Origin of the sequence: Deinococcus phoenicis (assembly GCF_000599865.1) — a bacterium.
GTDB classification, from domain to species: domain Bacteria; phylum Deinococcota; class Deinococci; order Deinococcales; family Deinococcaceae; genus Deinococcus; species Deinococcus phoenicis.
In genome coordinates, this window is the sequence record NZ_JHAC01000022.1 from 1 (window position 1) to 20,354 (window position 20,354).

Here is a 20,354-nt window from a genome sequence, read left to right on the forward strand (position 1 = left end):
CGGGTGTTGATGGGACCCGAACGCCGCTCGCTGGTGGTGCGGGAAGCCGACCGCAAGGTCACTGCCTACCACGAGGTCGGCCACGCCCTCGCCGCCCAACTCCTGCCGCACGCCAACCGGGTCGCGAAACTGACGGTCGTGCCGCGCGGACGGGCCGCCGGCTTCATGATGCCCGACGCCGACGACCGCCTGCATGTCACGCGCCCGGCCCTGGAGGACATGATCGCGGTAGCGCTGGCGGGCCGCGCCGCCGAGGAGGTCGTGTACGGCGAGGTCACGACCGGCGCACAGAACGACTTTCAGCAGGCCACCTCGCTCGCGCGGCGCATGGTGACCGAGTGGGGCATGTCGGGCCGGATCGGCAAGGTCGCGCTGGCCACCGACGAGGGAAACTTCCTGGGCGGCGGCCCGCAGCCCCTGCCCATGAGCGAGGCCACCGCCTTCGCGGTCGATGAGGAAGTGCGCGCCCTGATCGACGCCGCCTATGCACGCGTCCTCGCGCTGATTGAGGACCACCTGCACCGCGTCCACGAGGTCGTGACCGTCCTGATGCGCCGGGAAACCCTCAGCGGCGAGGAGTTCTCCACCCTGCTGGCCGGAGGCACGCTGGAGGAAGGCCCGGCTGGCCCGGCGCCCTCTCCCCTGCCCGCCTGAAGGCTAGACCTCCTCTTCCTCGGCGTCACGGGTCAGGCTGGGCGGCACGGGCGGCCGGGTGCGGTCCTGGGTGTCGCGTGGGTCCTGGCCCCCGTCCTCGCGGGTCAGCCTGATCTCGATGGGGGACCCGCCGAAGTTCAGCGAGCGCTGCGGGAAGGGAATCTCGATCCCGGCCTGATCCATGGCGATCTTGATGCGGCGGTTGAACTCGCGCCCCATGGCGTACTGGCTCTTGGGCTGCACCTTGAACAGCGCCCGCAGGGTCACGGCGTCCGGGGCGAGCTGGGTCACGCCCTGCATCTCGGGCTTGTCGAGAAAGAAGCCCTGCCATTCGGGGTCGGCGTAAATCTCGTTGCTGACGGCCTCCAGCACCCGCAAGGCGTCGTTGATATTGGCCGCGTAGGTCACGTTCACTGTGGCGACCACGCGCGACCAGTCCTTGCTGCTCACGCTGACGGTCTGAATCTGGCCGTTGGGGATGATGTGGACGGTGCCGTCCAGCGCACGCAGGGCGGTCAGGCGCAGGTTGAGGCGCTCCACGTTGCCGCTGAGCTGCCCGGTGTTCACGGTGATCACGTCCCCGACGCCGTACTGGTCTTCGAGCAGGATGAAAAAGCCGGTAAACACGTCCTTGATCAGGCTCTGCGCGCCGAAACCCACCGCCAGGCCCAGCACCGACACGCCCGCCAGCAGGCTGGTCGCGTTCACGCCGAGCGCCTGGAGGCCCGCGATCAGCCCGATAATCACCACCACGACCTTCAGCGTGCTTTCGACCACGCCCTTGAGGGTCTGCACCCGCACCGTCCGGCGGTTGAACTCCTCCTCCGCCACGATCCGGCCACTCAGGCTGCTGATCAGGTTCCAGGCGATCAGCGCCAGCGCCAGGATCACCAGCACCTGTCCGGCACTGTTGCGAAAGCCGTTCTCGATGTCCTGGCCCAGATCGAACAGGACGGGGACGCTGGGCAGGTAAGCGATGTGGGTCGCCACGGCCAGCCAGGACACCGCCACGACCAGCAGCCACAGCCACTTCAGGCCGGTCATCAGCGGGCCGCGCACATGGGGTTCCAGCGCGCGCAGCAGCGTCCGGCCAAAGCGGTACAGGGCGTAGGCCACCAGCAGGGTGAGGGCCAGGCCCAGCCAGACCTGGGGCTTTTGCAGTTGAAAGGTCAGTTCGTCCAGCATGCCCTCAGCCTCTCATGAGGCCATGAGGAAGGCACGACAAAACGGGGACCCCCCACCGGGCGGCAGCGGGGGCGAGGAGGGGGCCGCGCCCCAATCAGCCGCCCTGGGGCGCCAGCGCCGCTTCCAGCCGCGCGATCAGGTTCGCCTCGTGGGCGCGCGAGGCCCGCAACAGGGCATTCTTGACGGCGCGGGCATCGGCGCTGCCGTGACCGATAAAGGCCAGCCCGCGCACACCCAGCAGGATGCTGGCCCCGTAGGTGCTGGGGTCCATCCGTTCGGCCAGGCCCCGCAACGCTCCGCGCACCAGCAGCCCCCCCAGTTTGGTCTGGAGGCTGCCGCCCAGCGCGTCGCGCACCCAGCCGAACAGCACCTTCGCCTCGCCCTCCGCGAGCTTCAGGACCACGTTGCCGGTAAAGCCGTCGGTCACGACGATGTCGGTGGTGCCCTGGAAGATGTCGCGGCCCTCGACATTGCCGTGAAAGCGGATGCCGTGCCCGTCCAGCTCACGCAGCAGGGCGTGCGCCTCCAGCACGAGCTGGCTGCCCTTGTGATCCTCCTCACCGATGGACAGCAGGCCGACCGTGGGGTCCTGGCGGTCCTCCACGACCCGCAGGTAGACGGTGGCGAGCCGCGCCCACTGTGCCAGGTACGGCGGCTTCACGTCGGCGTTCGCGCCCACGTCAAGCAGCGTGACAAAGCCCTTTTTGCTGGGCAGGTGCGTCAGGATGGCGGGGCGGTCCACGCCCTTCACGCGCCCCAGGGTCAGCAGCGCCGAGGCCATCGTCGCGCCACTGTGGCCCATGCTGACGGCGGCGGCGGCCTGGCCCTCCTTCACCAGCCGGGTGCAGACGTTGATACTGGCCCCGGTGCGGCTGCGCACGTCGCTGGCGTGCTCATCCATGCCGATCACGTCGGGGGCGTCCACCACCGTCAGGGGCAGGCTGGCGCTTCCGGCGTGCTTGCCGAGTTCGGCGTGCAGGGCCACGCGCGGCCCCACCAGCAGCACCGGCACACCGGCGCGGGCGGCCTGCACCGCCCCCTCCACGTTCGGCGCGGCCCCGTGATCCCCGCTGGCCGCGTCAAGCGCGATGGGCAGGGTGGTGTGGGGCACCGCCGGAACGGACGGTTCAGCGCTCATCGGCGTCCGTGAGGGGGGCCGTCACGTAGAACGGGCGGCTGTCCGCGCCGCGCGGCTCACTGCCCCGCTGCTCACTGGGCAGCCGGTAGCCGGGCCGCTCGACCTGTTCGCGCAGAGCGCCCAGGTCCACGTATTCGTCGGCAGCGTTCCGGAGTTCGTAGCTGGTCATCTCGGGAATGCTCGCCACGATGACCCGCTTGCCCCGCGCCCGCAGCACCTCCACGGGCCGCTCGAAGTCTCCGTCGCCGGTCAGCAGCACGGCGGTATCGAAGCGGTCCGTGGTGGTCAGCAGGTCGGTCACGATCTCGATGTCGAGGCTGGCGCGGCGGTGGGTGTCACCGTGTTCGTCGGTGCTTTCGCGCAGGGGCCGGGTGCGGACCGTGTAGCCCATGTAGGTCAGCGCGTCGATGAAGCGTTTCTGCTTATCGTCCACCTGGGGCGGCACCGCCGTGTAGTAAAAGGCGTTGTGGAGCGTCCCATAGCTCTGGAAGTGTTCCAGGATCTTGCGGTGGTCGAAATTCCAACCGAGCCGCTTGGCTGCCGCGTAGACGTTGGCTCCGTCAATAAAAAGTGCGATGCGTTCTGTCATGGTTCCGGCCTTTCAGCGCCGGTCAGCAGGTGACCGGCAGACCTCTCCAGAATACGGGGGCCAGCCAGCCGCCTCAATCCACCCCCTCTTCATGCGCGGCGAGCAGCCGGGGCCGCAGCGCCGGATCATGCAGCGCCGCCCAGACCTCCGACCGCAACCGGGCCAGGTCCACCCCCGCGTATTCGGCGGGCAACAGGTCCAGGTACCGCGCGGCCTTGTGGTAGTTGCGGTGCGTGACGCTGCCGTGGTGCCAGCGTTTGTGCAGTGCGGCGGCCAGCAGGATCAGCGCCTGGATGAAGTGCCGGTCGTCGCCGGTCGCGCGGCTCCAGGGCGTCTCCCACGCCTCGTGCGCTTCCCACCACTCGCCCGCACCGAACAGGGCTGCCCCTGTCCGCAACTCCTCCGGCAGAACACTCGGCAGCTCACTCGGCATGACGGCAGGGTACCGCCGGCGGGGATGAAAGGCGCGTTAGCCTCCGTCCATCTGCCGCATATCCGCCGATGCCCCCCGGGGGTATACTCCGGGCATGAAGCCTGTGGAACTGACGGACAGCAATTTCCAGACCGAGACGAGCCAGGGCCTGACGCTGGTGGACTTCTGGGCACCCTGGTGCGGGCCGTGCCGCATCATCGCGCCGGTCATCGAAGAACTCGCCGGGCAGTACGAGGGCCGCGTGAAGGTCGCCAAACTCAACGTGGACGACAACCCCAGCGTTTCCGGGCAGTACCGCGTGATGAGCATTCCCACCATGATCCTCTTCAAGGACGGCCAGCCGGTCGAGGGCATGGTCGGCGCGCAGCCCAAGCGCGCTTTCGAGGCGCTGCTCGACAAGTACGCGGCCACGCCCGCAGCCAGCAACTGAACCTCCCCGACTGAAGGTCAAACCAAAGGGGCCGCTTTCCGCAAGGAGGCGGCCCTTCTTCGGCGCGTCAGAAGCGCGTGATCTCCGGCGGTGTCCAGGCATGCAGCGCCTCCGAGAGCAGCACTTCGCCGTCAGGCCATGCACCGTGGCCGCTGGCCGCGTTGATGTGACCCGCCGCGCCCGCCGTGACGAACTCGGCTTCCCAGGCGTCGGCCATCGCCTGCGCCCGCTCAAAGGTCACGTAGGGGTCGTCCTCGCTGGCGACCACCAGGGCTGGAAAGGGCAGGGGCTGCATGGGAACCGGGGCCATGAGCAGCACGGGGGGAGCCAGCTCCGCCATTTCCGGGCAGTCGGCGTCGGTCGGGCCGACGAGCAGCGCCCCCCTGACCCGCTCATGCCCACCGTAGAGCCGCGCCCAGTGAACGATATTCAGCACGCCGCAGGAATGTCCGGCCAGCACCAGTTCGCCGGGCGTGGCCTCGATCACCTCCTGAAGCCGCGCGGCCCAGCTTTCGGGCGCCGGGGCACTGGGGTCATCCTGCCGCACGCGCGCCGCGCCGAACTTCTGCTCCCAGAGGGTCTGCCAGTGGTCCGGGCCGCTATCACCCAGGCCGGGCACGATCACGAGGGTGGGGGTCATGGGGGGAAGGTAGCAGCTTTCCGCCCCTGCCCCCTGCCGACCTCACCGTCTTGCCCTCGGGCCCGTCCTGGCTCAAGGGGGATGGCGAGTTGATCGTGGTGGCGCGGGCCAAATAGAAAACCCCCGCCGAAGCGGGGAGCTTTCTTGCCTACTGGCTTTACACCAGTTCGATCAATGCCATCGTGACGCCGTCGCCGCGGCGGGTGCCCACGCGCAGGATGCGGGTGTAGCCACCGGGACGGTCGGCGTACTTGGGGGCCACCTCGTCCATCACCTTGCGGACCACGGCAATGTCGTGGATGTCGCGGGCGACGAGGCGGCGGGCGTGCAGATCGCCACCCTTGGCGGTGGTGATCAGCTTCTCGACGTAGGGGCGCAGCTCCTTGGCCTTCGTGAGGGTCGTCTGGATGCGGCCCTCGCGCAGCAGGGCGGTCGCCTGGGCACGGGCCAGGGCGACGCGGGCGCTGCTGTTGCGGTTGAGCTTGCGACCGGCTTTACCGTGACGCATGGGAAGTCTCCTTGGGGAAGCAGGCGGCGGTGAGGCCGCCCGGAAAGTTAATCGCGCGGGGTTTAGTCGCGCAGGGCCAGGCCGAACTGGGCAAGCTGCTGCTTGATCTCGTCGAGAGAACGCTCGCCGATGCCGGGCACCTTCTTCAGGTCACGGTCGGACAGCGCGCACAGGGCGTCCACGGAATCGATGCCTTCCTCCTTGAGGGAGTGCAGCACGCGGGTCGTGAGGCCCAGGCCCTCCAGCGTCACGCGGGGCGTGTCGTGATCGGCGGGGTACGGCTGGGGGTTAATGCTGAGTTCCGGCTGGCGCGGCAGGTCGTACACGTTCGCGGCGGGCGCGGCGGGGGTGTACACGGGCTGCTGCACCTCGGGGGCGACCATCGGCAGCGTCTCGACGTTCCCGAACACGGTCAGCTCGTCACGCAGAATCTCGACCGCCTTGTCGAGCGTTTCCTGCGGACCGGTGCTGCCGTCCGTCCAGACACGCAGGATCAGGCGATCCAGGTCGGTCTGCTGACCCACACGGGTGTTCTCCACGTGGTAGGCCACGCGGCGCACCGGGGAAAAGACAGCGTCCACCGGAATGGAGTTGATGCGGTCCTTGGTGGCGTGCTTGTCGGCGGGGACGTACCCTTCGCCTTCCTCCACGCGCACCTCCATGACCAGCTTGCCGTCCTCCGCGAGGGTGGCGATGGTCAGGTCCGGGTTGACGATCTCGGCGTCGCTGGGCACCTCAAAGGCGCTGGCCTTGACTTCGCCCTCGCCCTGCGCGCGCAGGGTCAGGGTCTTGGGGCCGGGCGCGTGGAATTTCACCACGAGTTCCTTGAGGTTCAGGATCAGCCGGATGACGTCTTCCTTGACGCCGGGGATGGTGGAAAACTCGTGCAGGACATCTTCGATGTACACGCTCGTCACGGCCGTGCCGGGGATCGAGGACATCAGGATGCGCCGGATGGGGTTCCCGATGGTGACGCCGTAGCCGCGCGTGAGCGGTTCGAGCACGAACTCGCCGTAATCTCCGTCGACGCGGGCCTTGAGTTGAGGGCGCTTTTGATCCACTGGGGCCTCCGTATTAACGCGAGTAATACTCGATGATGAAGTTCTCGTTGATCGGCAGGGCCAGATCCTCGCGCGCGGGGAGGCGCACGAAGGTGCCGGTAAAGGTATCGGGGTTCAATTCGATCCAGGGGCTGGTGCGGCGGCGCTTCTGCGCTTCCATGTTCTCCTGGATAAAGCCCATCTGGCGGCTCTTGTCGCTGACGCTGATCTGGTCACCGATCTTGACGCGGTAGGACGCGATGTCCACCTTCTTGCCGTTCACCAGCACGTGCCCGTGACCCACAAACTGGCGGGCCTGGCGGCGGGTGCTGGCAAAGCCCATGCGGAACACGACGTTGTCGAGCCGGCGCTCCAGCAGTTGCAGGAACACCGTGCCGGTCACGCCGGGCACGTTCGCGGCTTCTTCAAAGAGGTTGCGAAACTGCTTCTCGTTCATGCCGTACAGGCGGGCGAGCTTCTGCTTTTCGCGCAGACGCACGCTGTAGTCGCTGGGACGGCCACGGCCCCGGCGCTGGCCGTGCTGGCCGGGCGCGTAGGGACGCTTGTCGAGGTACTTCTGGACTTTTTCAGTCTCCGCGAGGTTGATGCCTTCGCGGCGGCTGAGCTTGGTAATGGAACCACGGAAACGACCCATGTTTGACTCTCCTTGCGGTGCCTGCCGGGCAGGTCACCGGGTCTGCGGCCCTCTGGTGCCCGCTTCCTCGCCGGTGGTGGCGGCTTTCCCACACAAGAGTGGGGCGGAAACGGGGCAGGTGGGCCGCTGCGGCGCTCTAGGCGCGGAACTTCTTCTTGGGGCGGCAGCCGTTGTGGGGCACGGGGCTGTCGTCCATGATGGACTTCACTTCGATGCCGCTGGCCTGAATGGCGCGGATCGCCTGCTCACGGCCCGAACCGGTGCCGCGCACAATCACGTCCACGATGTTCATGCCGAAGGTCTGCTGCGCCTTCTTCACGGCGTCGGCAGCGGCGAGCTGGGCCGCGTAGGGCGTGCCCTTCTTGCTGCCCTTATAACCGATGGTGCCGCCGCTCGACCAGGCGACGCTGTTGCCGTCGAGGTCGGTGATGGTCACGATGGTGTTGTTGTAGCTCGCGTGCACGTACGCGCGGCCCGCGCTGATGTTGCGGCGGGCGCGGCGCGGAGCCTTGCCTTTGGTGGGTTTCGCCATGGCTTACTTCCTCGTCGCTTTCTTCTTGCCAGCGACGGTCTTGCGCGGCCCCTTGCGGGTGCGGGCGTTCGTCTTGGTGCGCTGGCCACGCACGGGCAGGCCACGGCGGTGACGCAGGCCCCGGTACGCGCCGATGTCCATCAGACGCTTGATGTTCTGGCCAACCTCGCTGCGCAGGTCACCTTCGACCTTGTAGGTCTTCTCGATGGCGTCGCGGAGGGTGGACTGTTCGGCCTCGCTGAGGTTCTTCACGCGGGTATCGGGGCTGATCCCGGTCTGCGCGAGCACTTCCTTGGAGCGGGTCAGGCCGATCCCGTAGATGTAGGTCAGGGCGATTTCAACGCGCTTCTCGCGCGGAAGGTCGACGCCGGCAACGCGCGCCATTAGCCCTGCCTCTGCTTGTGCTTGACGTTGGTGCAGATGACCAGCACGCGCCCGTGGCGGCGGATCACCTTGCAGTTGTCGCACATTCTCTTGACACTGCTGCGAACTTTCATGCTTCCTCCTCGCGCCGCCTCACGTCACGGTCCGCCCTACTCACCTGAACAGTGACCATGCGCCCGGCAGCGCTCGACCCCCCGGCCCGCTTCTGCATGCGGGGAATCTGTTGGGTACCTGCGCCCGGACGTTACTTGCGGTAGACGATGCGCCCGCGCGAAGTGTCGTACGGGCTGATCTCCAGAACCACGCGGTCCCCGGGCAGAATCCGGATGTAGTGAATCCGCATCTTGCCACTGATGTACGCCAGAATGTCGTGCCCGGTGTCGAGCTTCACGCGGAACGTGGTGTTCGGCAGCGCCTCTTCGACCACGCCCTCGGCCCGCACGGTATCGGACTCTTCCTTCTTACGCTTTTCCCGCTGTTCCGGCATTTTTCGTCTCGCCACGCAACCTCCAGGCTTGATACAAGCCAAAGGAAAAGTTAGCACGTCACCCCACTGGACGGCAAGGGGGGCCAAGCAGCCCTGATGGCCCGGCCCCCCCTCACTTCCCGGTCTGCTCAGCGCATGGTCTGCGTGATGCGGCCGTACACCTCGTCCATCGCCCCCACGCCGTCTACGTGCCGCAGGTGGCCGCGCGCGCCGTAATAGTCGATGAGGGGCTGGGTCTGCTCCCGGTAGACCTGCTGGCGCCTCCGGGCGACCTGCTCGGTATCGTCGCTGCGCACCGGCTCACCGTGCAAGGCCGCCTGCCGCCCCCGTTCCACGATGCGCTCGATCAGGGTCTCGTCGGGCACTTCCAGCAGCGGCACGGCGCTGACGGGCGCGCCGAGTTCTTCAAGCAGCATATCGAGCGCCTCGGCCTGGGCACAGGTGCGCGGAAAGCCGTCGAAGATCACGCGCACCGGCTCCATGCCGGCGAGGCGGTCCCGGATCAGCGCGATCAGGATGGGGTCGGGCACCAGCTGGCCCGCATCGAGAATGGGCTTGACTTGCTGGCCCAGTTCCGTTCCGCGCGAGACGTGATCGCGCAGAATGTCCCCGGTGCTGATCTTGGTCAGGTTCTGCTCGCGGGCGAGGCGCTCGGCCTGGGTGCCCTTGCCCGCGCCGGGCGGGCCGAGGAAAATCACGACCTTGTTTCTGGGTTGAGTCATTCTGCCTCCTCTAAGGTGTACAGCATAGAGGCCCGGCGCGCAGAGAGGCGCGTTCCTGCCCAGCCCTGTCCCCTCTGGGGTGACGCGGCCCCGGGTGGAACCACAGAAAAAACCGCCCACCACGCGGGTGAGCGGCCACAGCCAGAAGGAGCTTCAGCCGTTCAGGCGGCCACGAATACGGCCCTTGCTGATAAAGCCGTCGTAGCGGCGCACAGTCAGCTGCGCCTCGAGCTGCTTCAGGGTTTCCAGGGCCACGCCCACGATGATCAGCAGGCCGGTGCCGCTGAACTGGAAGGTCGTGATGCCGGTCACCCGCTGCACGACCTGCGGAACGACCGTCAGGACCACCAGGAAGATCGCGCCCCATAGGCTCAGGCGGCCACTGATACCGCCCAGGAACTCGGAAGTCGGCGTTCCCGGACGGACACCGGGAATGAAACCGCCCGCCTCGCGCAGCTGCTCGCTGATGCGCTTGGGGTCGAACTGTACGCTGTTGTACAGGTACGTGAACCCGAAGATCAGCACAGCTTCCAGCAGGATGTACCAGGGGCTACCCGCCGTCAGGTAGGTCTGGATAAAGGCGTTCACCCCGGGCGCACGGGTCGTGGTGGCGCTGGCGATCAGGTTGGGAATGATCAGCATGGCGCTGGCGAAGATCACCGGAATCACGCCTGCCTGGTTCACCTTGATCGGCAGCCAGGTGGCCTGGCCGCCCAGGCTGCGGGCGGCGCCACCAGGGGCACCGCCGCGCGCACGGGCGTAGGTGACGGGCACGCGCCGCTCGCCCTGGTACACGTACACGATCCCGGCGATGGTCAGGAGAATCACGGCCGCAAACGCGACGATCTGGAGCAGCGACACCTGATCGGTGCGGAACAGCTGACCGGTCGCGGCAATCTCGCGCGGGTAGCTCGCGATGATGCCCGCCGTGATGATCAGGCTGATGCCGTTGCCCACGCCGACCTCGGTGATGCGCTCGCCGATCCACATGGTGAAGGCGATGCCCGCGACCTGCGTCAGCACCATCACCAGAACGGTGAAGATGCCGGGGTCCCAGCCCACCGCCACGAAGGCGGGATTGCTGGTGATGTACAGCGAGAAGAACAAGGCCTGCGCCGCGCCGAGGCCGACGGCGGCGTAGCGGGTGTACTGGTTGATCTTCTTGCGGCCCTCCTCGCCCTCCTTGCTGAGTTTCTCCAGCGCGGGGACGGTGGTGGTGAGCAGCTGGATCACGATGCTGGCCGTGATGTACGGCAGCACGCCCAGCGCGAAGATCGAGAACTGCGAAAGATTGCCGCCCGAGATCAGGCTGATCAACCCAAAGAGGCCACCCGAGGTGGCCTGTTGGAGTGCTGCCGTGTTCACGCCGGGCGTCGGAATGGTGCTTCCGAGGCGGAACACGGCGAGGAGCAGCAGGGTGAAGACAATCTTCCGCCGAAGGTCCGGGATCCGGAACGCGTCGCGGAAGGCGCGCAGCATGTTAGCCCGCCTGCTCGGCGTTTTCGCTGCTGGCTGCGGGCAGGACGACGCGCCCACCGGCCGCTTCCACGGCCCTGACGGCGGCCTCGCTGGCGGCGTCCACATGGACGGTCACCGCACGGGTCACTTCACCCCGGCCCAGCAGCTTCACGGGGCGGTTCTTGCGGCGCACCAGGCCCGCGAGTTCCAGCGCCGCACGGTCCAGGGTGTCGCCCTCGACATTCGCCAGCTGAGCGAGGTTGATGACCTCGTAGGTCGTGCCGACGTTGTTGAACCCGCGCTTGGGCAGGCGGCTGATCAGCGTGCTGCGGCCACCCTCGAAGAAGGAGCCTTTGCCCGCGCCGCTGCGCGACTTCTGGCCCTTGTGGCCGCGACCGGCGGTCTTGTCGGTGCCGCCGGGGCCACGGCCGACGCGCTTCTTGGGCTTGCGGCTGCCGGGTGCGGGGGTCAATTCGTGGAGCTTCACGCTTCCACCTCCACCAGATGCTCGACGGTCTTGATCATCCCGCGCGTGGCGGGCGTGTCTGTCAGTTCACGGCTGTCGCCGATTTTTTTCAGGCCGAGCGCCTTGACGGTCTCCACCTGGTTCTTGGGGCGACCGATCACGCTGCGCTTGAGGGTCACCTTGACGGTCGTGCCAGTGGTCGTGGGGGTCACAGGGCACCTCCTGCCTGGGCCGCACCGGCCTCAGTGGTCGCGGACATGGCGCCTGCGGCCGTCTGAGCCACGCGGGGCTGCACGTCGGTCCCGCGAATCGCGCGGACCTGCTTGGCGGTGCGGAGGTTTTTCAGGCCATCGAACACCGCGTAGGCGACGTTGACCTTGTTGCGGCTGCCCAGTTCCTTGGACAGCAGGTTGGTGATCCCGGCCAGTTCGGCGATGCTGCGGGGCACGGTGCCCGCGATCACGCCGGTACCCGGGCCGGCAGGCTTGAGCAGCACGCGGCTGGTGCTGTTCTCACCAACGATGTCGTGGGGAATGGTGCCGTTCTCGACGGGCACGTGGATCATGTTCTTGCGCGCGATGGCCTTGGCCTTTTCAATCGCGACCGGCACTTCCTTGGCCTTGCCGATGCCCATCCCGACGCGACCGTTGCGGTCACCCAGAATCACGAGCGCGGCGAAGCGGAAGCGGCGACCACCCTGATAGGTCTTGGACGTGCGGTTGACGAACAGCATCTTCTCTTCGAATTCGCTGGTCTCGCGCTCGCGGTCATTCCGACGGTTAAAAGTCAAGGCCACCCTCCCGCGCCGCATCCGCGAGCGCTTTGACCCGGCCGTGGTACTTGTACTGGCCGCGGTCGAATACGACCTGCTTGACGCCCTTGGCGGCGGCGGCTTCGGCCAGGGCCTTGCCGACCGCGGCGGCGGTGTCGGTCTTGGTGCCCGTCTTGACGGCGCTGCTGCTGGCCGCAGCCAGCGTGGTGCCGGAAGCGTCGTCAATGATCTGGGCGTAGATGTGCTTGCTGGAGCGGAACACGCTGAGGCGGGGGCGCTCCCCGGCAGCCACGCGGACCTTGCGGCGGGCGCGCAGCTTGCGGCGGACGGTGGTGAGGTTCGCCATTACTTCTTCCCTTTCCCGCCCGTGGCTCCAGCCTTACCAGCCTTGAGGGCAATCTGCTCCCCGACGAAGCGCACACCCTTGCCGTGGTAGGCGTCGGGCTTGCGGACCTTGCGCACATTCGCGGCGACCTGGCCGACGAGCTGCTTATCGATGCCCGACACGTCGATCTTGGTGGGTTCAGGCACCGTGAAGGTCACGCCGGCGGGCGGCTCGATGATGACCGGGTGGCTGTAGCCGATGGTCATTTCGAGGTTCTTGCCGGTCAGCTTGGCGCGGTAACCGACGCCGCGCAATTCGAGGTTGATGGTGAAACCGTCGCTGACGCCCTTGACGGCGTTGGCGACCAGCGTGCGGGTTAGGCCGTGCAGCGCACGGTGTTCCTGGCGGTCGCTGGGGCGCGTCACGAGCAGCTGCCCGTTTTCGTTCGTGATATTCAGGGCGGGGTTGTAGGGAACAGTGAGTTCCCCCTTGGGACCCTTGACCTTGAAGACACCGTTGTCGGCGTTCACGGTCACGCCGCTGGGCACGGCGATGGGTTGTTTACCGATGCGGGACATGTCGTCTCCTTCGTTGAAGTCTTTGGCTCGGGGACGGCCCCTCGCCGTTACGGATTACTCGCTCCGCTCGGGCGCAAGCGCCGCCGTTACCAGAGCACGCAGACGACTTCGCCGCCGACGCCCTGCTTGCGGGCTTCACGGTCGGGAAGCAGGCCCTTGCTGGTCGAGACGACCGCCAGGCCCAGTCCGCGCTGAATGCGGGGGAGGTTCTCGGCACTCACGTAGGCGCGGCGGCCAGGACGGCTGATGCGCTCGATGTGCTTGATCACCTGCTCGCGCTTCTGGCCGTACTTGAGGGTCACGCGCAGCACGTCGAACTTCTGGCCCTCGGGGCGGGTGCGTTCGACGGAGGCGACGTAGCCTTCCTGCACGAGCAGGCGGGCAAGCTGCTCCTTGAAGTTGGAGGCCGGGATGTCGACGCTCTCTTTGTGGGTGCGCGTCGCGTTGCGAATGCGCGTGAGCATGTCGGCGATGGGATCACTCAGCATGATGCCTCCGGGGGCCTGAAAGCCCCGGGCGGGTGGGAAGCCACCTGTCTGATGGCTCCCCGAGTCTTCCCAAAGAATGTGGTCCTGCCTGCTTGGGCGCTGGACAGGCACTTCTTCTGTTGGGTCCTTCTCCCAGTCCCGGACGATCACCACTCAAAAGGGAGCGGTTCGTATCCGGGTGGGCCTTACCAGCTGGCCTTCTTCATGCCGGGTAGTTCGCCCTTGTGTGCCAGCTCGCGGATGCAGATGCGGCACATGCCGAAGAAGCGGTAGTAGCCGCGTGCACGGCCACAGCGGGAGCAGCGGTTGTAGTTCTGCACGGCAAACTTGTGCCCGCGCTCCGCCTTCACAACTTTAGAGGTATTCGCCATGAGGTCTGTCCTTATTTGCGGAACGGAAGACCCATCGCCTGGAGCAGCGCGCGGGCTTCCTCGTCGGTCTTCGCGGTGGTCACGATGGTGATGTCCATCCCGCGCACCTTGTCGACCATATCATAGGTGATCTCCGGGAAGATCAGCTGCTCCTTGATGCCGAGGTTGTAGTTGCCACGGCCATCAAAGGCGTTGGGGTTGATCCCACGGAAATCGCGGATGCGGGGTAGGCCGATGTTGATCAGCTTCTCCAGGAACACGTACATGCGCTCGTTGCGCAGCGTGACCTTCACGCCGACGGGCATGCCCTGCCGGAGCTTGAAGTTGCTGATGCTCTTCTTGGCCTTGGTGACGATGGGCTTCTGAAGGGTGATCAGGCCGAGTTCCTTGGCCGCCTTGTCGATGGCCTTGCTGTCTTCCTTGGCGGAACCCAGGCCCTCGTTGATCACGATCTTCTCGATGCGGGGCACAGCCATCACGCTGGAGTAGCCGAACTGCTGCATCAGCGCGGGGCGCACCTGCTCGTTGTACTTCGCTTTGAGCGTCTGCATGTTGCCTCTCTTCGGGCGGGCGGGTCGCCCGGGATCACGCGCGGGGGCGTGGCCCTGAATCAGTCGATGACTTTGCCGCTGGCGACCGCGACGCGGACCTTCTTGCCGTCCACGATCGCCTTGCGGATGCGGGTGGCCTTGCCGGTCTCGGGGTCGACCAGGGACACCTTGCTGGCGTGCAGGGCACCTTCGCGCTGCTCCATGCCGCCGCTGGGGTTGGTGGCGCTGGGCTTGACGTGCTTGGTGACCATGTTCACGCCCTCGACGACCACCTTCGCGTCGCGGGGCAGCGCGAGCAGGACCTTGCCGGTCGCGCCCTTGTGCTTGCCGCGCAGCACGATGACGGTGTCACCCTTCTTGACGTGCAACTTGTCGTTGTGATGGCTTCCGGCGCTGGGACGGGGCATTACAGCACCTCCGGGGCCAGGGACACGATCTTCATGAAGCGGCGGTCGCGCAGCTCGCGGGCGACCGGCCCGAAGACGCGCGTGCCGCGAGGCTCGCCCTGGTTGTTGATGATGACGGCGGCGTTCTTGTCGAAGCGGATGGTGCTGCCGTCGGCACGCTTGATGGCGTGGCTGGTGCGCACGACCACGGCCTTGACCACGTCACCGGCCTTCACGGCGCCGCGGGGTGCGGCGTCCTTGACGCTGGCGACGATGATGTCGCCCACGTGGGCGTAACGCTTGTTACCGCCGCCACCCGTGGTGAGGCCCTTGCCGCCGATACCGCTGTTCAGCACGCGGATACACATGATCTCGCGCGCGCCGCTGTTGTCCGCCACGTCGAGGCGGGACTGGGGCATGATCATGCTTGGCCGCCTTCCGTCTCGACCGCCGTGGTCTCGATGCCGCGCGGGCGCTCGATCAGCTTGGTGACCTTCCAGGTCTTGGTCTTGCTGATCGGGCGCACGGCGATGATCTCGACGCGGTCACCGATTCTAAACTCGTTGGTCTCGTCGTGGGCCGCGTACTTCTGGCTGCGGGTCACGACCTTGCCGTACAGGGGGTGCATGAAGCGGCGCTCGACCTTGACGCTGACGGTCTTGTCGGCCTTGTCGCTCACCACGACACCCGTGAAGGTCTTCTTCATTTCTGCTCTCCCGCGCGCTGCTGCTCGCCACGAATGGTGTTCAGCTGCGCCACTTCACGCTTGAGCTGCTTGACACGGTGGGGCTGGGCCAGCTGGCCCATCGCACCCTGGAAGCGCAGCTCCATCAGTTCCTTCTTGCGGGCGTCGATCTCGCGGGCGAAGTCGGCGGCCCCCAGGTTGCGCATCTCACTGGGCTTCATCGTACACCTCGCGCTTGACCATCTTGGTCTGGATGGGCAGCTTGTGACCGGCCAGGCGGAAGGCTTCCTTGGCCTGCTCCTCGGTCACGCCGGACACCTCGAACATCACGCGGCCCGGCTTCACGACGCTGACCCAGTACTCGACGGCCCCCTTGCCCTTACCCATTCGGGTTTCGGCGGGCTTCTTGGTGACGGGCTTGTCGGGGAAGATGCGGATGTAGATCTTGCCGCCGCGGCGGAAGTGGCGGCTCATCACGATGCGGCACGCCTCGATCTGGTTGCTGCGAATCCAGGCGGGTTCCAGCGCAATCAGACCGTAGTCGCCGAACGCGACGTAGTCGCCGCCCTTGGCGTCGCCGGTCATGCGGCCACGGAACTGCTTGCGGTACTTGGTGCGCTTCGGAAGAAGCATCACTCACCTCCGGGACGGCGCCGCGCGCTGGGGCGACGGCGGTTGGGACGGTCGCCACCCTCGGGGCGGCGGTCATCGCGGCGGGGCGGGCGGGCCAGCGTCTCGGTGCGGCCACCGATCACTTCACCGTTGAACACCAGCACCTTGATGCCCAGGATGCCGTAGGTCGTGCGGGCCAGCGCGGTGCCGTAGTCGATGTCGGCGCGCAGGGTGTGGAGCGGCACGCGGCCTTCCAGCACCTTTTCCGTGCGGGCCTGCTCGGCCCCGCCCAGACGGCCCGACAGGATGATCTTGACGCCGCGGGCGCCGGACTCCATCACGCGCTGGGCGGCCTGCTTCATCGCGCGGCGGAAGGCGAAGCGGCGCTCGATCTGCTCGGCGATCCGCAGGGCCACCAGGGGCGCGCTGATGTTGGGGTTGGGAATCTCGGCGACGTTCACGGCCACCGTGCCCGCGCTGACGAGGCGCTCGATGTCACCGCGCAGCTGCTTGATGCTCTCGCCGCCCTTGCCGATCACGATGCCGGGCTTGGCGGCGGAGATGATCACGTTGACCTGCTGGCCCGCGCGCTCGATCTCGATGCGGGCGATGCCGGCGGCGGCCAGCTTCTTGCCCACCAGACGGCGGATCTTCTCGTCTTCCTTGAGCAGCGTGGCGTACTGCTTCTTGCCGGCGTACCAGCGGCTGTTCCAGCCCTTGGTGATGCCCAGGCGGAAGCCGTTGGGGTTGATCTTGTTGCCCATAGCTTAGCTTCCCTTCCTGTTGAGGCTCTCGCGCTCGCCCACGATGATCGTGATGTGGCTGGTGCGCTTCTTGATGATGTTGGCACTGCCGCGGGCGCGGGGAATCAGGCGCTTGAGGGTCGGGCCGGCGTCCACGTAGGCCGCCTTGATGACCAGACGGTCTTCGAGCATCTCGTCGTTGTTGACCGCGTTGCTCTTGGCGCTCTTGAGCACCTTGGCGACGGGTTCCGACGCGCTCTTGGGGATGAAGCGCAGCAGGTCCTCGGCCTCGGCGACGCTCTTGCCGCGAATCACGTCCACGACCAGGCGCACCTTGCGGGGCGACATGCGCACGTACTTGGCGACGGCGTAGCCGGGGCGGCGCAGCTTCTGCTGCTGCTTGCGCTGCTTCTTGTTGCGGTAGGTCTGTTCCGTACCGGCAGGGTTGGAGGTGGGGGCGGTCATTTCTTCTTGCTCCCCTTGGCGTTCTTGTCCGCACCGTGCCCGCGATACGCGCGGGTGGGCGAGAACTCGCCGAGCTTGTGGCCGATCATCTGCTCGTTCACGAAGACCGGCACGTGCTGCTTGCCGTTGTGGACGGCAATGGTGTGGCCGATCATCTCGGGCACGATGGTGCTGCGGCGCGACCAGGTCTTGATGACGCGCTTGTCCTTGCGCTCGTTCTGGGCGTCCACCTTCTTCAGGAGGTGGTCATCCACGAACGGGCCTTTCTTGAGGCTGCGGGGCATGTCCTACCCTCCTTACTTCCCGCCGCGGCGGGTGACGATGAAGCGGTCGCTGATCTTGCGCTTCTTGCGGGTCTTGAGGCCCTTGGAGGGCTGACCCCAGGGGCTGACGGGCACGCGGCCTGCGCCGGTGCGGCCTTCACCACCGCCGTGGGGGTGATCCACAGGGTTCATGGCGCTGCCGCGCTGGTGCGGCTTCTGGCCGAGCCAGCGGCTGCGGCCGGCCTTGCCCAGCACGATGTTCTTGTGCTCGGCGTTGCCCACGGTGCCGATGGTGGCGTAGCACTCGCTGTGGATGCGGCGCAGCTCGCCGCTGGGCAGGCGCAGGATCACGTAGTCGCTTTCCTTGCCCTGCACCTGAATGCTGGTGCCGGCGCTGCGGGCGATCTGAGCGCCCTTACCGGGCACGAGTTCCACGGCGTGGACCACCGCACCGACGGGCACGAAGCGCAGGGGCAGCGCGTTGCCGAGCTTGGGTTCGGCCTCGGGGCCAGCGTTCACAGTCGCGCCGACGTTCAGCCCTTCGGGCGCCAGGATGTACCGCTTCTCGCCGTCGGCGTAGTGCAGCAGGGCGATGCGGGCGCTGCGGTTGGGGTCGTACTCGACCGCGGCGACCTTGGCGGGCACGTTGGCCTTGTCGCGGCGCTTGAAGTCGATGATGCGGTAGAGGCGCTTGTGGCCACCGCCGATAAAGCGGCTGGTGATGCGGCCCCGGTTGTTGCGGCCACCGGACTTGGGCAGCGCGGTGGTCAGCGCCTTCTCGGGACGCTTCTTGGTGAGGCCCGAGAAGTCAGCGGTCGTCATCTGACGGCGGCTGGGGGTGTACGGACGGTATTTCTTGATGGCCATGTCTCAAATCTCCTTAGGCCAGGGCCTCGAGGGCCTCGATCTTCTGACCGTCCGCGAGACGCACGATGGCCTTTTTGCGGTCCGCACGGTGGCCGATGAACTTGCCCACGCGCTTGCGCTTGCCGGTCACGTTCATGGTGCTGATGCCGACCACGGTCACGCCGAAGGCACTCTGCACGGCGGCCTTGATCTCGGTCTTGGTCGCCTTGGGGCTGACCCAGAACGAGTACACGCCGCGCTCCATGCCCGCGTACGCCTTCTCGCTGATCACGGGCTGCTTGATGATGTCGTAGTGGCTCACAGCGAAGCTCCTTCGGCAACTTCATCCTGAGCGGGTTCCAGCGCGACCGCGTCGATTACCAGGCGCTCGTGGCGCAGGATGTCGTAGGCATTCAGGCCCGCGACGGGCATGACGGTGGCCCAGGCGACGTTGCGTGCCGCACGGCGGGTCTGCTCGTCGTCGGTGACGATCAGCACGCGCTCGGAGCCGTCCAGACCGTTCTGTCCGGCCCAGGCGACAAAGCTCTTGGTCTTGCCGTCGAGGTCGAAGCCGTCCACCGCGAGCAGCTTGCCCATTTCCTGACGGTCCGCGAGGGCCATCGCCAGGCCGAGCTGACGCACCTTGCGGGGCAGGGTGTAGCTGTAGCTGCGGGGCTTGGGACCGAACGCGACGCCGCCGCCCACGAAGGTGGGAACGCTGCGGTCGCCGTGGCGGGCGTTACCGGTGCCCTTCTGGCCGTACATCTTCTTACCCGTCTTGCTGACCTGGGCGCGCGTCTTGGTGCTGGCGGTGCCGCGGCGGCGTCCGGCCAGCTGCCAGGTGACGACCTCGTGCAGCACGTGCGGGTTCACTTCCGGCAGGTCGAGCTCGATGCTGCGGCCGCCGTTCTTGCCGATGACGTTGATCTGCGCCATCTTACTTGCCTCCCTTGGCGGCCTGACGCAGCACCACGAGACCACCGTTCGCGCCGGGCACCGCGCCCTTCACGAGGATGATGTTCTCGTCAGCACGCACCTCGACCACTTCGAGGTTCTGCACGGTCACGCGGTCCATGCCCATGTGACCGGCCATCTTCTTGCCCTTGTACACCCGGCCGGGCGTCTTGCGCTGGCCGATGGAGCCGGGGCGGCGGTGCCACTTCTTGGAGCCGTGGCTCGCGGGACCACCGGCGAAGTTCCAGCGCTTCATGACGCCCTGGAAGCCCTTGCCCTTGCTGGTGCCGGTCGCGTCGATCTTCTCGCCCTCGGCGAAAATGTCCACGTTCACGGTGTCGCCGTCGGGGTTGAAGCCGCGGAACTCGCGCAGGAAGCGCACGGGCGAGACGCCCGCCTTCTTGAAGTGGCCCATCGCGGGCTTGTTCACGCGCTTCTCGCTCTTGGGCGCGAAGCCGATCTGCACGGCCTCATAGCCGTCGGTCAGCGTGGTCTTGCGCTGCACGACGGGGCACGGGCCAGCCAGCACGACCGTCACGGGAATGGCGCGGTCGCCCTTCCAGATCTGGGTCATGCCGATCTTGGTACCGAGGATGCCCTTGGTCATGCGCGGCCCCCGACGGTCTTGATCTCGATGTCCACGCCGGTGGGCAGGTCGAGGGTCATCAGCGAATCGATCGTCTTCTTGGTGGGGTTCATGATGTCCACCAGACGGTTGTGGGTGCGGATCTCGAAGTGCTCGCGGCTGTCCTTGTACTTGAAGGGCGAGCGCAGCACGGTGAAGCGGCGGATGCGGGTGGGGAGCGGCACAGGACCGCTCACGTCCGCCCCGGTGCGCCGGACCGTGTCCACGATCTTGCTCGCGGACTGGTCCAGCGCCTTGTGGTCAAAGCCACGCAGTTTGATACGGATCTTCGGGGCAACCATTTGCTTTACTCCAGGACCTTGGTAACGACGCCCGCGCCGACGGTGCGGCCACCTTCGCGGATGGCGA

General features: G+C 66.9%; 36 protein-coding genes and 1 pseudogene. 2 read left to right on the top strand and 35 right to left on the bottom strand.

What is annotated here, in order from left to right:
• Window positions 1-654: pseudogene (locus tag DEIPH_RS06995) on the top strand (ATP-dependent zinc metalloprotease FtsH); the annotation flags it as partial.
• A 3-nt stretch (window positions 655-657) separates the two neighbouring features.
• Here the strand turns inward: DEIPH_RS06995 and DEIPH_RS07000 are convergent.
• From DEIPH_RS07000 to DEIPH_RS07015, 4 genes are all read right to left on the bottom strand, one after another.
• The gene (locus tag DEIPH_RS07000; protein ID WP_034355990.1) at window positions 658-1,839 is read right to left on the bottom strand and encodes a mechanosensitive ion channel family protein; all 1,182 of its coding nucleotides are present in this window, start codon (window positions 1,837-1,839) and stop codon (window positions 658-660) included.
• Between the two features lie 94 nt (window positions 1,840-1,933).
• Complete coding sequence (gene plsX / locus DEIPH_RS07005) at window positions 1,934-2,977, bottom strand: phosphate acyltransferase PlsX (protein ID WP_034355993.1); 1,044 nt, start codon at window positions 2,975-2,977, stop codon at window positions 1,934-1,936.
• On the bottom strand, window positions 2,967-3,566 hold the full coding sequence (locus tag DEIPH_RS07010) for a LabA-like NYN domain-containing protein (protein WP_034355996.1): 600 nt from the start codon (window positions 3,564-3,566) through the stop codon (window positions 2,967-2,969). Before DEIPH_RS07010 ends, plsX begins: the two co-directional genes overlap by 11 nt.
• Window positions 3,567-3,639: 73 nt before the next feature.
• Entirely contained in the window at window positions 3,640-3,999 is a 360-nt protein-coding gene (locus tag DEIPH_RS07015) for a DUF309 domain-containing protein (RefSeq protein WP_034355999.1), read from the bottom strand.
• A gap of 94 nt (window positions 4,000-4,093) precedes the next feature.
• Between DEIPH_RS07015 and trxA the strand changes: the two genes are divergently transcribed.
• Window positions 4,094-4,429: a thioredoxin gene (gene trxA / locus DEIPH_RS07020; protein WP_034356001.1), complete on the top strand. Its 336-nt coding sequence runs from the start codon at window positions 4,094-4,096 to the stop codon at window positions 4,427-4,429.
• Between the two features lie 67 nt (window positions 4,430-4,496).
• Here the strand turns inward: trxA and DEIPH_RS07025 are convergent, their stop codons facing one another.
• From DEIPH_RS07025 to rpsJ, 31 genes are all read right to left on the bottom strand, one after another.
• Complete coding sequence (locus tag DEIPH_RS07025) at window positions 4,497-5,069, bottom strand: RBBP9/YdeN family alpha/beta hydrolase (protein WP_034356004.1); 573 nt, start codon at window positions 5,067-5,069, stop codon at window positions 4,497-4,499.
• A gap of 157 nt (window positions 5,070-5,226) precedes the next feature.
• Entirely contained in the window at window positions 5,227-5,577 is a 351-nt protein-coding gene (rplQ, locus tag DEIPH_RS07030; RefSeq protein ID WP_034356007.1) for a 50S ribosomal protein L17, read from the bottom strand.
• A gap of 62 nt (window positions 5,578-5,639) precedes the next feature.
• A complete protein-coding gene (locus tag DEIPH_RS07035; protein WP_034356010.1) occupies window positions 5,640-6,638 on the bottom strand; it encodes a DNA-directed RNA polymerase subunit alpha in 999 nt (332 codons plus the stop codon).
• 13 nt (window positions 6,639-6,651) lie between these two features.
• Window positions 6,652-7,272 (bottom strand): 30S ribosomal protein S4, encoded by a 621-nt coding sequence (gene rpsD / locus DEIPH_RS07040; protein WP_034356013.1) that lies wholly within the window; start codon window positions 7,270-7,272, stop codon window positions 6,652-6,654.
• Window positions 7,273-7,408: 136 nt separating this feature from the next.
• Window positions 7,409-7,804: a 30S ribosomal protein S11 gene (gene rpsK / locus DEIPH_RS07045; protein ID WP_034356016.1), complete on the bottom strand. Its 396-nt coding sequence runs from the start codon at window positions 7,802-7,804 to the stop codon at window positions 7,409-7,411.
• A 3-nt stretch (window positions 7,805-7,807) separates the two neighbouring features.
• Complete coding sequence (gene rpsM, locus DEIPH_RS07050; protein WP_034356019.1) at window positions 7,808-8,188, bottom strand: 30S ribosomal protein S13; 381 nt, start codon at window positions 8,186-8,188, stop codon at window positions 7,808-7,810.
• A complete protein-coding gene (gene rpmJ / locus DEIPH_RS07055) occupies window positions 8,188-8,301 on the bottom strand; it encodes a 50S ribosomal protein L36 (protein WP_011530969.1) in 114 nt (37 codons plus the stop codon). The genes rpsM and rpmJ overlap by 1 nt, the downstream gene beginning before the upstream one ends.
• A gap of 131 nt (window positions 8,302-8,432) precedes the next feature.
• The gene (gene infA / locus DEIPH_RS07060; protein WP_019588656.1) at window positions 8,433-8,675 is read right to left on the bottom strand and encodes a translation initiation factor IF-1; all 243 of its coding nucleotides are present in this window, start codon (window positions 8,673-8,675) and stop codon (window positions 8,433-8,435) included.
• A gap of 128 nt (window positions 8,676-8,803) precedes the next feature.
• Window positions 8,804-9,397 carry an adenylate kinase gene (locus DEIPH_RS07065; protein ID WP_034356028.1) on the bottom strand — a complete coding sequence of 198 codons (594 nt, stop codon included), beginning with the start codon at window positions 9,395-9,397 and terminating at the stop codon, window positions 8,804-8,806.
• Between the two features lie 153 nt (window positions 9,398-9,550).
• Entirely contained in the window at window positions 9,551-10,876 is a 1,326-nt protein-coding gene (secY, locus tag DEIPH_RS07070; protein WP_034356029.1) for a preprotein translocase subunit SecY, read from the bottom strand.
• A 1-nt stretch (window position 10,877) separates the two neighbouring features.
• Window positions 10,878-11,342: a 50S ribosomal protein L15 gene (gene rplO / locus DEIPH_RS07075; RefSeq protein WP_034356030.1), complete on the bottom strand. Its 465-nt coding sequence runs from the start codon at window positions 11,340-11,342 to the stop codon at window positions 10,878-10,880.
• The gene (gene rpmD, locus DEIPH_RS07080) at window positions 11,339-11,533 is read right to left on the bottom strand and encodes a 50S ribosomal protein L30 (protein WP_034356033.1); all 195 of its coding nucleotides are present in this window, start codon (window positions 11,531-11,533) and stop codon (window positions 11,339-11,341) included. Before rpmD ends, rplO begins: the two co-directional genes overlap by 4 nt.
• A complete protein-coding gene (rpsE, locus tag DEIPH_RS07085) occupies window positions 11,530-12,111 on the bottom strand; it encodes a 30S ribosomal protein S5 (RefSeq protein ID WP_034356081.1) in 582 nt (193 codons plus the stop codon). The genes rpmD and rpsE overlap by 4 nt, the downstream gene beginning before the upstream one ends.
• The gene (gene rplR / locus DEIPH_RS07090) at window positions 12,101-12,439 is read right to left on the bottom strand and encodes a 50S ribosomal protein L18 (RefSeq protein WP_034356036.1); all 339 of its coding nucleotides are present in this window, start codon (window positions 12,437-12,439) and stop codon (window positions 12,101-12,103) included. Before rplR ends, rpsE begins: the two co-directional genes overlap by 11 nt.
• Window positions 12,439-12,996, bottom strand: coding sequence for a 50S ribosomal protein L6 (rplF, locus tag DEIPH_RS07095; RefSeq protein WP_034356039.1), 558 nt, complete (start codon window positions 12,994-12,996; stop codon window positions 12,439-12,441). Before rplF ends, rplR begins: the two co-directional genes overlap by 1 nt.
• A gap of 86 nt (window positions 12,997-13,082) precedes the next feature.
• A complete protein-coding gene (gene rpsH / locus DEIPH_RS07100; RefSeq protein ID WP_034356041.1) occupies window positions 13,083-13,484 on the bottom strand; it encodes a 30S ribosomal protein S8 in 402 nt (133 codons plus the stop codon).
• Window positions 13,485-13,669: 185 nt separating this feature from the next.
• The gene (locus DEIPH_RS07105; protein WP_034356044.1) at window positions 13,670-13,855 is read right to left on the bottom strand and encodes a type Z 30S ribosomal protein S14; all 186 of its coding nucleotides are present in this window, start codon (window positions 13,853-13,855) and stop codon (window positions 13,670-13,672) included.
• An 11-nt stretch (window positions 13,856-13,866) separates the two neighbouring features.
• The gene (gene rplE, locus DEIPH_RS07110) at window positions 13,867-14,406 is read right to left on the bottom strand and encodes a 50S ribosomal protein L5 (protein WP_034356047.1); all 540 of its coding nucleotides are present in this window, start codon (window positions 14,404-14,406) and stop codon (window positions 13,867-13,869) included.
• A 59-nt stretch (window positions 14,407-14,465) separates the two neighbouring features.
• Window positions 14,466-14,813 carry a 50S ribosomal protein L24 gene (gene rplX / locus DEIPH_RS07115; protein WP_034356049.1) on the bottom strand — a complete coding sequence of 116 codons (348 nt, stop codon included), beginning with the start codon at window positions 14,811-14,813 and terminating at the stop codon, window positions 14,466-14,468.
• Window positions 14,813-15,217: a 50S ribosomal protein L14 gene (rplN, locus tag DEIPH_RS07120; protein ID WP_012693995.1), complete on the bottom strand. Its 405-nt coding sequence runs from the start codon at window positions 15,215-15,217 to the stop codon at window positions 14,813-14,815. The genes rplX and rplN overlap by 1 nt, the downstream gene beginning before the upstream one ends.
• Complete coding sequence (gene rpsQ / locus DEIPH_RS07125) at window positions 15,214-15,498, bottom strand: 30S ribosomal protein S17 (RefSeq protein WP_034356054.1); 285 nt, start codon at window positions 15,496-15,498, stop codon at window positions 15,214-15,216. Before rpsQ ends, rplN begins: the two co-directional genes overlap by 4 nt.
• Window positions 15,495-15,698 carry a 50S ribosomal protein L29 gene (gene rpmC, locus DEIPH_RS07130; protein ID WP_034356057.1) on the bottom strand — a complete coding sequence of 68 codons (204 nt, stop codon included), beginning with the start codon at window positions 15,696-15,698 and terminating at the stop codon, window positions 15,495-15,497. The genes rpsQ and rpmC overlap by 4 nt, the downstream gene beginning before the upstream one ends.
• Window positions 15,685-16,110 (bottom strand): 50S ribosomal protein L16, encoded by a 426-nt coding sequence (rplP, locus tag DEIPH_RS07135; protein WP_034356060.1) that lies wholly within the window; start codon window positions 16,108-16,110, stop codon window positions 15,685-15,687. The genes rpmC and rplP overlap by 14 nt, the downstream gene beginning before the upstream one ends.
• On the bottom strand, window positions 16,110-16,853 hold the full coding sequence (rpsC, locus tag DEIPH_RS07140; RefSeq protein WP_034356062.1) for a 30S ribosomal protein S3: 744 nt from the start codon (window positions 16,851-16,853) through the stop codon (window positions 16,110-16,112). Before rpsC ends, rplP begins: the two co-directional genes overlap by 1 nt.
• A 3-nt stretch (window positions 16,854-16,856) precedes the next feature.
• Window positions 16,857-17,297: a 50S ribosomal protein L22 gene (gene rplV, locus DEIPH_RS07145; protein ID WP_081790834.1), complete on the bottom strand. Its 441-nt coding sequence runs from the start codon at window positions 17,295-17,297 to the stop codon at window positions 16,857-16,859.
• The gene (rpsS, locus tag DEIPH_RS07150; protein ID WP_034356066.1) at window positions 17,294-17,581 is read right to left on the bottom strand and encodes a 30S ribosomal protein S19; all 288 of its coding nucleotides are present in this window, start codon (window positions 17,579-17,581) and stop codon (window positions 17,294-17,296) included. Before rpsS ends, rplV begins: the two co-directional genes overlap by 4 nt.
• A gap of 12 nt (window positions 17,582-17,593) precedes the next feature.
• Window positions 17,594-18,427: a 50S ribosomal protein L2 gene (gene rplB, locus DEIPH_RS07155; protein ID WP_034356069.1), complete on the bottom strand. Its 834-nt coding sequence runs from the start codon at window positions 18,425-18,427 to the stop codon at window positions 17,594-17,596.
• Window positions 18,428-18,440: 13 nt separating this feature from the next.
• The gene (locus DEIPH_RS07160) at window positions 18,441-18,728 is read right to left on the bottom strand and encodes a 50S ribosomal protein L23 (RefSeq protein ID WP_034356072.1); all 288 of its coding nucleotides are present in this window, start codon (window positions 18,726-18,728) and stop codon (window positions 18,441-18,443) included.
• On the bottom strand, window positions 18,725-19,342 hold the full coding sequence (rplD, locus tag DEIPH_RS07165) for a 50S ribosomal protein L4 (protein ID WP_034356075.1): 618 nt from the start codon (window positions 19,340-19,342) through the stop codon (window positions 18,725-18,727). Before rplD ends, DEIPH_RS07160 begins: the two co-directional genes overlap by 4 nt.
• A 1-nt stretch (window position 19,343) precedes the next feature.
• On the bottom strand, window positions 19,344-19,967 hold the full coding sequence (rplC, locus tag DEIPH_RS07170) for a 50S ribosomal protein L3 (RefSeq protein WP_034356079.1): 624 nt from the start codon (window positions 19,965-19,967) through the stop codon (window positions 19,344-19,346).
• On the bottom strand, window positions 19,964-20,287 hold the full coding sequence (gene rpsJ / locus DEIPH_RS07175) for a 30S ribosomal protein S10 (RefSeq protein WP_010886955.1): 324 nt from the start codon (window positions 20,285-20,287) through the stop codon (window positions 19,964-19,966). The genes rplC and rpsJ overlap by 4 nt, the downstream gene beginning before the upstream one ends.
• Between the last annotated feature and the right edge of the window lie 67 nt (window positions 20,288-20,354).

What these genes read in the sequence shown, in the direction of transcription:
- DEIPH_RS07000 (WP_034355990.1), bottom strand. Translation starts at nt 1,839, where the DNA reads ATGCTGGACGAACTGACCTTTCAACTGCAAAAGCCCCAGGTCTGGCTG.
- plsX (WP_034355993.1), bottom strand. Translation starts at nt 2,977, where the DNA reads ATGAGCGCTGAACCGTCCGTTCCGGCGGTGCCCCACACCACCCTGCCC.
- DEIPH_RS07010 (WP_034355996.1), bottom strand. Translation starts at nt 3,566, where the DNA reads ATGACAGAACGCATCGCACTTTTTATTGACGGAGCCAACGTCTACGCG.
- DEIPH_RS07015 (WP_034355999.1), bottom strand. Translation starts at nt 3,999, where the DNA reads ATGCCGAGTGAGCTGCCGAGTGTTCTGCCGGAGGAGTTGCGGACAGGG.
- trxA (WP_034356001.1), top strand. Translation starts at nt 4,094, where the DNA reads ATGAAGCCTGTGGAACTGACGGACAGCAATTTCCAGACCGAGACGAGC.
- DEIPH_RS07025 (WP_034356004.1), bottom strand. Translation starts at nt 5,069, where the DNA reads ATGACCCCCACCCTCGTGATCGTGCCCGGCCTGGGTGATAGCGGCCCG.
- rplQ (WP_034356007.1), bottom strand. Translation starts at nt 5,577, where the DNA reads ATGCGTCACGGTAAAGCCGGTCGCAAGCTCAACCGCAACAGCAGCGCC.
- rpsD (WP_034356013.1), bottom strand. Translation starts at nt 7,272, where the DNA reads ATGGGTCGTTTCCGTGGTTCCATTACCAAGCTCAGCCGCCGCGAAGGC.
- rpsK (WP_034356016.1), bottom strand. Translation starts at nt 7,804, where the DNA reads ATGGCGAAACCCACCAAAGGCAAGGCTCCGCGCCGCGCCCGCCGCAAC.
- rpsM (WP_034356019.1), bottom strand. Translation starts at nt 8,188, where the DNA reads ATGGCGCGCGTTGCCGGCGTCGACCTTCCGCGCGAGAAGCGCGTTGAA.
- rpmJ (WP_011530969.1), bottom strand. Translation starts at nt 8,301, where the DNA reads ATGAAAGTTCGCAGCAGTGTCAAGAGAATGTGCGACAACTGCAAGGTG.
- infA (WP_019588656.1), bottom strand. Translation starts at nt 8,675, where the DNA reads ATGCCGGAACAGCGGGAAAAGCGTAAGAAGGAAGAGTCCGATACCGTG.
- DEIPH_RS07065 (WP_034356028.1), bottom strand. Translation starts at nt 9,397, where the DNA reads ATGACTCAACCCAGAAACAAGGTCGTGATTTTCCTCGGCCCGCCCGGC.
- secY (WP_034356029.1), bottom strand. Translation starts at nt 10,876, where the DNA reads ATGCTGCGCGCCTTCCGCGACGCGTTCCGGATCCCGGACCTTCGGCGG.
- rplR (WP_034356036.1), bottom strand. Translation starts at nt 12,439, where the DNA reads ATGGCGAACCTCACCACCGTCCGCCGCAAGCTGCGCGCCCGCCGCAAG.
- rplF (WP_034356039.1), bottom strand. Translation starts at nt 12,996, where the DNA reads ATGTCCCGCATCGGTAAACAACCCATCGCCGTGCCCAGCGGCGTGACC.
- rpsH (WP_034356041.1), bottom strand. Translation starts at nt 13,484, where the DNA reads ATGCTGAGTGATCCCATCGCCGACATGCTCACGCGCATTCGCAACGCG.
- DEIPH_RS07105 (WP_034356044.1), bottom strand. Translation starts at nt 13,855, where the DNA reads ATGGCGAATACCTCTAAAGTTGTGAAGGCGGAGCGCGGGCACAAGTTT.
- rplE (WP_034356047.1), bottom strand. Translation starts at nt 14,406, where the DNA reads ATGCAGACGCTCAAAGCGAAGTACAACGAGCAGGTGCGCCCCGCGCTG.
- rplX (WP_034356049.1), bottom strand. Translation starts at nt 14,813, where the DNA reads ATGCCCCGTCCCAGCGCCGGAAGCCATCACAACGACAAGTTGCACGTC.
- rplN (WP_012693995.1), bottom strand. Translation starts at nt 15,217, where the DNA reads ATGATCATGCCCCAGTCCCGCCTCGACGTGGCGGACAACAGCGGCGCG.
- rpsQ (WP_034356054.1), bottom strand. Translation starts at nt 15,498, where the DNA reads ATGAAGAAGACCTTCACGGGTGTCGTGGTGAGCGACAAGGCCGACAAG.
- rpmC (WP_034356057.1), bottom strand. Translation starts at nt 15,698, where the DNA reads ATGAAGCCCAGTGAGATGCGCAACCTGGGGGCCGCCGACTTCGCCCGC.
- rplP (WP_034356060.1), bottom strand. Translation starts at nt 16,110, where the DNA reads ATGCTTCTTCCGAAGCGCACCAAGTACCGCAAGCAGTTCCGTGGCCGC.
- rpsC (WP_034356062.1), bottom strand. Translation starts at nt 16,853, where the DNA reads ATGGGCAACAAGATCAACCCCAACGGCTTCCGCCTGGGCATCACCAAG.
- rplV (WP_081790834.1), bottom strand. Translation starts at nt 17,297, where the DNA reads ATGACCGCCCCCACCTCCAACCCTGCCGGTACGGAACAGACCTACCGC.
- rpsS (WP_034356066.1), bottom strand. Translation starts at nt 17,581, where the DNA reads ATGCCCCGCAGCCTCAAGAAAGGCCCGTTCGTGGATGACCACCTCCTG.
- rplB (WP_034356069.1), bottom strand. Translation starts at nt 18,427, where the DNA reads ATGGCCATCAAGAAATACCGTCCGTACACCCCCAGCCGCCGTCAGATG.
- rplD (WP_034356075.1), bottom strand. Translation starts at nt 19,342, where the DNA reads ATGGCGCAGATCAACGTCATCGGCAAGAACGGCGGCCGCAGCATCGAG.
- rplC (WP_034356079.1), bottom strand. Translation starts at nt 19,967, where the DNA reads ATGACCAAGGGCATCCTCGGTACCAAGATCGGCATGACCCAGATCTGG.
- rpsJ (WP_010886955.1), bottom strand. Translation starts at nt 20,287, where the DNA reads ATGGTTGCCCCGAAGATCCGTATCAAACTGCGTGGCTTTGACCACAAG.